This window comes from Rhizobium sp. BK379 (assembly GCF_014193955.1).
Taxonomy (GTDB): domain Bacteria; phylum Pseudomonadota; class Alphaproteobacteria; order Rhizobiales; family Rhizobiaceae; genus Rhizobium.
On record NZ_JACIAD010000010.1, the window covers coordinates 333202 to 341550 of the forward strand.

Below are 8349 nucleotides of genomic sequence, written 5' to 3' on the forward strand. Positions count from 1 at the left end.
GCCCTTTTTCTTTGACCAAGCGCAAGGAGCGATCGGACGCAACCGCCTATGCCTGTCGATTGCCGGGCTCTTTCAGGGCCGCATCCTGCCTGCGCAGCGCATGTGCCGAGCAAACCACGTTCTTGATATGAATCAAGGATGGTCAGCTGGAAACGGAGGAGAAGGGCAGTCACAAATCGGAACAGGCCCATGAACCTCTACACAGCACCCGATCCCAAATTAGTGGAACGCGTCAATGCGGAGCCGGTCAACGCCCGGCGCAACCGTCAGCCGCTTTATGCGGCTCGCAAGAAGGTCTTTCCCAAGAGGGTTCAAGGACATTTTCGCCGGTTCAAGTGGATCGTGATGCTGATCACGCTCGCGATCTACTATCTTGCGCCCTGGATCCGCTGGGATCGCGGACCTTATGCGTCCGACCAGGCTATCCTGATCGACCTGTCGTCGCGCCGCTTTTTTTTCTTCTTCATCGAGATCTGGCCGCAGGAGTTCTACTATGTCGCCGGGTTGCTGGTCATGGCTGGGTTCGGCCTGTTTCTGGTCACCTCGGCAGTCGGTCGCGCCTGGTGCGGTTATGCCTGTCCGCAGACGGTCTGGGTCGACCTCTTTCTTGTCGTCGAGCGCGCCATCGAAGGCGACCGCAATGCCAGAATGAAACTGGACGCCGGGCCGTGGACGTTCGACAAGCTTCGCAAGCGCCTGCTCAAGCATGCGACCTGGCTTGTCATCGGCGTTCTCACCGGCGGCGCGTGGGTATTCTATTTCGCCGACGCGCCGACGCTCGTCAAAGGGCTCTTCACCGGGCAGGCTCCGGCCGTCGCCTACGCCACGGTCGCCATTCTGACGTCGACCACCTACGTCTTTGGCGGGCTCCTGCGCGAACAGGTCTGCACCTACATGTGCCCCTGGCCGCGCATACAGGGCGCCATGCTCGATGAGAACTCGCTGGTCGTGACCTATAACGACTGGCGGGGTGAGCAGCGCTCGCGCCATGCCAAGAAGACGCAGGCGGAGGGACAGGCCGTCGGTGACTGCGTCGACTGCAATGCCTGCGTCGCGGTCTGTCCGATGGGCATCGACATCCGCGATGGCCAGCAGATGGAGTGCATCACCTGCGCGCTCTGCATCGATGCTTGCGACAATGTCATGGACAAGATCGGCAAACCGCGCGGCCTGATAGCCTATGCGACGCTCAGCGAATATGCGAGCAACATGAACATCGCCACCGACGCAGGCAGGACGCCGGTCCAGCCGGCGCGGGTCAGAAATCCGGATGGTTCTTTTGTCGACGGCATTCGCCACTTCAACTGGCGTATCATCTTCCGGCCGCGCGTCGTCTTTTACGCGGGCGTCTGGACCTGCATTGGCATTGCCATGCTCGTGCACCTGTCGATGCGCGAACGGCTGGAGCTCAATGTCGTCCATGACCGCAATCCGCAATACGTGCTGGAAAGCGACGGATCGATCCGCAACGGATATACGCTGCGCGTCCTCAACATGGTCCCCAAACCGCGAACGATCGAGCTGACCCTGTCGGGCATCGATGGCGCGACGATGCGGATTCCTGAACTCGGCAAGGAGGAAGGACGTCGGTTCACGATCGACGCCGCGCCTGACGCAGCCACGACACTCAAGGTATTCGTCACCCGCAAGCCGACGGGCGACGCGATCAACGAATTCCTCTTTTCGATCGAAGATGCCGGTCACGCCGACCGCGCGACCTATCGCGCCGCATTCAACGCCCCAGGAGATGTCAGATGAGCACCCGCACGCAAGGATTCACCGGCAGGCATATGTTGCTGACGACCTGTGCTTTCTTCGGCGTAATCATCGCCGTCAACTTTACGATGGCCTGGTACGCCTCATCGAGCTGGAGCGGGCTCGTGGTCGAAAACACCTATGTCGCCAGCCAGGAATTCAATGAGAAGGCCGCCGCCATGAAGGCGATGGCTGCCTCCGGGATCGCGGGCAGGCTTTCGCTGAAGAGCGGCGAAATCCATTATGACATCAGCAACAAGGACGGCTCGCCGGCTGTTGTCGACGATGTCGTGGCCAACTTCAAGCGGCCGGTCGGCGATCATGAAGATTTTCGCGTTGCGCTGATCAAACTTTCGGAAGGGCGGTTCGAGGCGGATCACGTAATCGCCGAAGGCGACTGGATCGTCGAGGTCACCTCGCGCCGCAGCGGCGAGATCGTCATGCACGAGGCCGTGCGCATCGACACTGCGGAGTTCGGCCAATGACCTGCTGCACCATGAATGCGGACGGCGTCCTGGCGATGAGCACGACCGCCTTCAGCGCCGAGGAGATCGGACTTGTAAGCCATGCGCTCGGCGGAGGCCTTCGTCAGCTCGATCTCAGCGTGCCTGACGTCCATTGCGGCGCCTGCATATCGACCATCGAGCGGGCTCTGTCGGGCCTGCCCTATGTGCGCAAGGCCAGGGTGAACCTCACCTCCAGGCGTGTGAGCTGCGTCTATGCCGAGGAGATGGACAACAAACCGGTTGATCCGACCGGCATCACTGCCGCGATCAGCGCGACCGGATACAGGGTCCATCTCTTCACGCCGCTTGCGCCGGAAAGCGACAAGACACGGAACCAGCTTCTCCTTGCGGTCGGGGTCGCGGGTTTTGCCGCGACAAACATCATGCTTCTCTCCGTATCTGTCTGGTCGGGCGCGGATGCCGCGACGCGTGACATGTTCCATTGGATCTCGGCGATGATCGCAGCGCCTGCGCTCGTCTATTCCGGCCGGTTCTTCTTTCAATCGGCCTGGAACGCGTTGAAGCGCGGGCGCACGAACATGGATGTGCCTATCTCACTCGCCGTGACGCTCTCCTATGCGGTTTCGCTCTGGGAGACGATGCATCATGGCGAGCATGCCTGGTTCGATGCGACCGTATCACTGCTGTTCTTCCTTCTGATCGGCCGGACCCTCGACCACGTCATGCGCGAGAAGGCGCGCGCAGCGATCAACGGGCTGGCGCGGCTTGCTCCGCGCGGGGCGTTGGTGCTGGCGGCCGATGGGTCGAGACGCTACGTGGCGGTTGAGGAGATCGCCGTCGGCGACGAGTTTGCCGTGGCGGCCGGCGACCGCATCCCGGTCGACGGTATCGTCGCCAGCGGCGAGAGCGATCTCGACCTGTCGATCGTGACGGGTGAGAGCAGCCCGGTAGCCGTAAAACCGGGAACGGATGTCCATTCCGGGGCCATGAACCTGACAGGCTCGCTCATCGTGCGCACAACGAAGCTGGCACGCAACTCGCTGCTTGCCGAGATCATCGGCCTGATGGAGGCTGCGGAAGGCGGACGGGCGCGTTACCGGCGGATCGCCGACAGGGCCGCAGCACTTTATTCGCCCGCCGTGCACCTGCTTGCGCTGGTGTCATTTCTGGGCTGGGGCATCATCGGCGGGGACTGGAAGCAGGCGATGCTCGTCGGCGTTGCCGTGCTCATCATTACCTGCCCATGCGCCCTCGGACTGGCCGTTCCGGTCGTGCAGGTCGTCGCAGCCGGAGAGCTCTTTCGCAGGGGCGTCATGGTCAAGGACGGTTCGGCGCTCGAGCGGCTCGCCGAGGTCGACGCCGTCGCCTTCGACAAGACGGGCACGCTGACGCTCGGGCAACCGAGGCTCATGCGGACCGAGGCCGACAATGTTAAGAACATTGCGATCGCCGCGGGACTTGCTCTGCATTCCAGGCATCCGCTCTCGCAGTCGCTCGCCCGCCAGGCGGTCATGGCGGAGCAATTCGATCGCGTGACAGAGGTCGCAGGCGGCGGTCTCGAAGCCTCGCGCGGCGATATCGTCTACAGGCTCGGAAACGCATCCTTCGCGTGCGGCGAGGCCGAGATCGCGACATCAGACAGTCCGCTGTCCGAAGTCGTGCTTTCGGCAAACGGGGTGGTGCTGGCCCGCTTCTTCTTCGATGACACGCTTCGTCCGGGCGCGGCCGAGGCGGTCGCCGATCTGGAATCGGCCGGTTTCCAGACGCTGATTTTTTCCGGGGACCGCCAATCCGTCGTCGAAAGCACGGCGCGCAGCCTCGGCGTCGATCGCGCCCTTGGCGCATTGACCCCGAAGCAGAAAGTGGAAGCCTGCGAGGCCCTGCGAGAGGCGGGACGGCGCGTCCTGATGGTCGGCGACGGCATCAATGACGCGCCTGCGCTCGCCGCAGCCCATGTTTCGATGGCGCCGTCCAGCGCTTCCGACATAGGACGCCAGGCGGCCGACCTCGTCTTCTTCAACGAGAGACTCGATGCCGTGCCCGATGCGATCCGGATCGCCCGACGCTCGGCCGCGCTCATCCGGCAGAATTTCGCACTCGCGATCGGCTATAACGTTCTGGCCGTACCGATCGCGATCGCCGGCCTCGCCACGCCGCTGATTGCTGCCGTGGCGATGTCAACCTCTTCGATCATCGTCGTCACCAATGCCCTGCGTCTCAACGCTTTTACAGCACGAAACGCTTCTTCGCCGGCTTTGCAGAGGCCGATCCACGATCAGGAGGTGAAAGCCGCATGAATATGCTCATCTATCTGATTCCGATTGCACTTTTCATGGGCGGCCTCGGATTGGCGGCGTTCCTCTGGTCCCTGAAGAGCGGTCAGTATGACGATCTGGAGGGCGCTTCCTGGCGGGTGATTTCCGATGATGATTCCGATCCGACCGCTACATGATAGCATCAGCCGGAAAAGGACCGATGCTTTCTAACAACGAACGGCTTTTGCGGTCAGACCTGTTTCATGGGCTGAACGAGGATACCGCGAGACGACTTGCGGCCCTCGCTCGCCGGCGCACCTATGTGCTGGGCGAAGAGATTCTCTCGGAAGGTGAGCCCGGCATCCACGTCGTCTATGTCGCAAGCGGCGTTGTCAGGCTGACGCGAACCGAATCGAGCGGGCGTGATGCGGATATCCGCGTCTGCGAACCAGGCGACTTCATCGCCGAATATGTCATTGTGCTCGGCGGTAACTATGCGCACGGCGCATGTGCCGGCGCCCTGAGCGATCTCGTGCTGTTCGAAGCTGCGGCGCTGCGGGCATTGGCCGACAAATGCCCGCAACTCCAGCGCAACCTGCTGAAGATATCGGCCCGCCACCTTCTTGAAGCTTTCGATGGCATTGCTGGCGACCGTTTGTATACTGCGATCCAACGTGTGGCGAATTTCCTGTTGCGGCAGTGCCCGGAAGCGGCTCTTCAGGCGACATTCCATCTTCCGTACAAGAAGCAGATTCTGGCTGGAAAACTCGGGCTTGGGCCGGAGGCCCTTTCCAGGGCATTTGCCGCTCTCGCAAGATGCGGGGTCGACGTGAAGGGTCGAACTGTGCGCATTGAAAACGTCGTTCTCCTGCGTCAGGTCTGTTAGCGACAATCGCGTCAGCTGTCCGAAGTCATGACGTTGGAGGTTGTGGCGACAAATCCTACCAGGCGGTCATCACCAGGTTTCTTTGGGAACTATCGCATGCGGCGCTGAGAGCGGTGGCGCTGGCCGAATTCCTGCGCTATCTGATTGGCAAGTCGAAACAAGCTCAACGAGGACAATGGAACCGGACAGGATTCTGGTGGTCGATGACGACGCGCGGATCAGGCAGATGCTGGTGCGTTACTTCGAAGGCAACGGATTTAAGGTGAACGCGGTCGCGAACGGTGCGGCGATGCGTTCCGAACTTGCCAAGAGCTCTTTCGCGGCAATTTTTCTCGATCTAGTGCTCCCGAACGGCGAGAATGGTCTCGAACTGCTCCGGGAGCTTCGAAGCACATCCGATGTGCCGGTACTCATGCTGACCGGTCAGGACGATGTCACGGATAAGGTCGTCGGCCTTGAAGTCGGCGCCGATGATTACATCGCCAAGCCCTTTCATCTGAGAGAACTGCTGGCTCGTCTGAGGACAATCCTGCGACGCCGCACCTCCTCGGACGCGACCCGTGCCACCAACGGAGAAGACGAAACGCTCGCCTTCGAAGGCTGGTCCCTCGATGTGTCGCGCAGGCGGCTAACCTCACCCCAGGGCGACGACGTTGCTTTGACGACGGGCGAGTTCGATATGCTTCTTGTTTTCGTGCGTAATCCCGGCCGGGTTCTTTCGCGCGAAACGCTCATGGATCTGACGAGAAACCGCAATTTCGAAGCCTTTGATCGCGCAATCGACGCCCAGATCGTCCGCTTGCGTAAGAAGATCGAGGATGATCCGAAGAGTCCGGATCTCATTCAGTCTGTACGCGGCGTCGGTTATGTCTTCACCGGTCGACCGGGACGAACACCGAGATAATTGATCCTCGTCAATGTCCGATCCGCTGCTGGCGCTATGAGTTGAGCCATTATGGCTGCAACAATGACGATCTGGATACTTTTCGCGGTGATGACGACCGCAGCGACCGCCATCCTGCTTCATCCGCTTTCGACAGGCGGCCGGAAGGCAGCGGACGCCAAAGTGGATGCAGGCAAGGTCTATCGCGACCAGCTTTTCGAACTTGACGAGGATATCGCCTTCGGGCGTATCTCGCCGGACGAATACGAACTGGCCAAAGCAGAAACGGCGCGCCGACTGTTCAAGGCCGCCGATAACGACCGGCCGGCAAAGACCGCGCAACGCTCCGACAGATGGCTCAAACACGCGATAGCCGCGTTCCTGCCCGTACTCAGTATCGCTCTTTATGTCTCTCTCGGTTCTCCTGATATCCCCTCGCGTCCTTTGGCGGCGAGGCTCGCGGAGCCGGGCGAGGATCTCGCAATCCTCGTGAAGAAGATGGAGAATCATCTCGCCGAGCGCCCCGAGGACGGGCGGGGATGGGACATCATCGCTCCGGTTTACCTGAAGATGGGCCGGGTTGATGACGCGGCAAAGGCGTATCGAACCGCACTTCGCCTGGACGGAGCCAATGTTCCCCGTCTTGAAGGGCTGTCGGAAACGCTCATGGCCACCTCAAATGGCACGGTGACGGCAGAGGTGCTCGATGAACTCAATCAGATTCTCTCCCTTGAGCCGAACAACCCGCGCGCACGTTTTTATGTTGCGTTGAGCCTTGAGCAGGCCGGCCAAGCCGATCAGGCACGCGGCGCCTTCGAGGGTCTGGCGAAGCAATCGCCGGCCGATGCGCCGTGGCTGCCGCTGGTCAACGAGCATATCGCCAGGAACGGCGGTACGGCGGTCGCGCCTGCAGCCGGGCCAGACGCGCGGCCTGCAGCACAACCGCCCGCTCTGGGCGGCCCGACGGAGCAGGATGTGGCGGCGGCTGAGACCATGAGCAGCGGCGACCGTCAGCAGATGATCCGCACCATGGTGGAGAGCCTGGATGCCAAACTGACCGCCGATCCTGATAATTTCGAGGGCTGGATGCGCCTTGTCCGCTCTTACGCCGTATTGAACGACAAGGATCGCGCCGCCGATGCCCTGAAGCGCGGGCTTGCCGCCTTCCCGGCATCGGGCGATCAGGGCAGGCAGCTCCTGGCGCTGGCCAAGGAACTGGGCATTGCGACGGAAGGATCGGTGGAATGACGCGCAAGCAGAAACGCCTGGCGGTGATTGCCGGCGGCATGAGCTTCATCCTCGTCGCCGTGCTGCTCGTGATGTTCGCCTTCAGCCAGTCGGTCGCCTATTTCTACATGCCCGGTGATCTCGCCAAGACGCCGGTGGCACCCGGCACCCGCATCCGCCTCGGCGGCCTCGTGGGCGAGGGCAGCGTCATCCGCAGCGAAGGCTCGGTCGTGCGCTTTGCCGTGACCGATCCGAGCGGCGAGATCGTCAATGTCCGCTATGAGGGCATCCTGCCGGACCTGTTTCGCGAGGGGCAGGGGGTGGTGACCGAAGGCACGTTCGAGACGGGCAGCACGGTCTTCACCGCCGATACGGTGCTTGCCAAGCATGACGAGACCTATATGCCGAAGGAGGTGGCCGACAAGCTGAAGGCTCAGGGCCTCTGGGAAGAGGGCAAGGGCCCGACATCGCAAGGTGAGGCGCCGCAGGGCGAGGCGCCACAAGGTGCTGAAGCCAAGGGCGAACAAGCCAAGGCTCAGGAAGCCCAGGCGCAACAGACAAAGGCAACGCCATGATCATCGAGATCGGCCACTATGCGCTGGTTCTGGCGCTCGCAACCGCGATCGTCCTGTCGCTCGTGCCCGTGATCGGTGCAAGGCGCGGCGATCAGGCGATGATGGATGTGGCGCCCTTGGGCTCCATCCTGCTCTTTGCCCTCGTCGCCTTCTCCTTCGGCGTCTTGACCTATGCCCATGTCGTTTCCGACTTCTCGGTGCAGAACGTCTGGGAGAATTCGCATTCGCTGGTGCCGCTGATCTACAAGTACTCCGGCGTCTGGGGCAATCACGAGGGATCGATGATGCTCTGGCTTCTGAT

The 8349-nt window shown here is 61.7% G+C and carries 8 protein-coding genes and 1 pseudogene; all 9 read left to right on the forward strand.

Features of this window, described 5'->3' with window-relative positions:
* Positions 1 to 189: 189 nt before the first annotated feature.
* Positions 190 to 1758 (forward strand): cytochrome c oxidase accessory protein CcoG, encoded by a 1569-nt coding sequence (ccoG, locus tag FHT93_RS33415; RefSeq protein ID WP_112971431.1) that lies wholly within the window; start codon positions 190 to 192, stop codon positions 1756 to 1758.
* Entirely contained in the window at positions 1755 to 2240 is a 486-nt protein-coding gene (locus FHT93_RS33420) for a FixH family protein (RefSeq protein WP_113015186.1), read from the forward strand. Before ccoG ends, FHT93_RS33420 begins: the two co-directional genes overlap by 4 nt.
* Positions 2237 to 4519: a cation-translocating P-type ATPase gene (locus FHT93_RS33425; protein ID WP_113015185.1), complete on the forward strand. Its 2283-nt coding sequence runs from the start codon at positions 2237 to 2239 to the stop codon at positions 4517 to 4519. The genes FHT93_RS33420 and FHT93_RS33425 overlap by 4 nt, the downstream gene beginning before the upstream one ends.
* On the forward strand, positions 4516 to 4674 hold the full coding sequence (gene ccoS / locus FHT93_RS33430; RefSeq protein ID WP_112546969.1) for a cbb3-type cytochrome oxidase assembly protein CcoS: 159 nt from the start codon (positions 4516 to 4518) through the stop codon (positions 4672 to 4674). The genes FHT93_RS33425 and ccoS overlap by 4 nt, the downstream gene beginning before the upstream one ends.
* Positions 4675 to 4697: 23 nt before the next feature.
* A complete protein-coding gene (locus FHT93_RS33435; RefSeq protein WP_183851269.1) occupies positions 4698 to 5363 on the forward strand; it encodes a Crp/Fnr family transcriptional regulator in 666 nt (221 codons plus the stop codon).
* 175 nt (positions 5364 to 5538) lie between these two features.
* Positions 5539 to 6267, forward strand: a complete 729-nt coding sequence (locus FHT93_RS33440) for a response regulator (protein ID WP_113015183.1) — start codon at positions 5539 to 5541, stop codon at positions 6265 to 6267.
* A 63-nt stretch (positions 6268 to 6330) separates the two neighbouring features.
* Complete coding sequence (gene ccmI, locus FHT93_RS33445) at positions 6331 to 7494, forward strand: c-type cytochrome biogenesis protein CcmI (RefSeq protein WP_183851270.1); 1164 nt, start codon at positions 6331 to 6333, stop codon at positions 7492 to 7494.
* Positions 7491 to 8048, forward strand: coding sequence for a cytochrome c maturation protein CcmE (gene ccmE, locus FHT93_RS33450; RefSeq protein WP_183851271.1), 558 nt, complete (start codon positions 7491 to 7493; stop codon positions 8046 to 8048). The genes ccmI and ccmE overlap by 4 nt, the downstream gene beginning before the upstream one ends.
* A pseudogene (locus FHT93_RS33455) lies at positions 8045 to 8349 on the forward strand (heme lyase NrfEFG subunit NrfE); the annotation flags it as partial. The gene ccmE and the pseudogene FHT93_RS33455, both read left to right, overlap by 4 nt.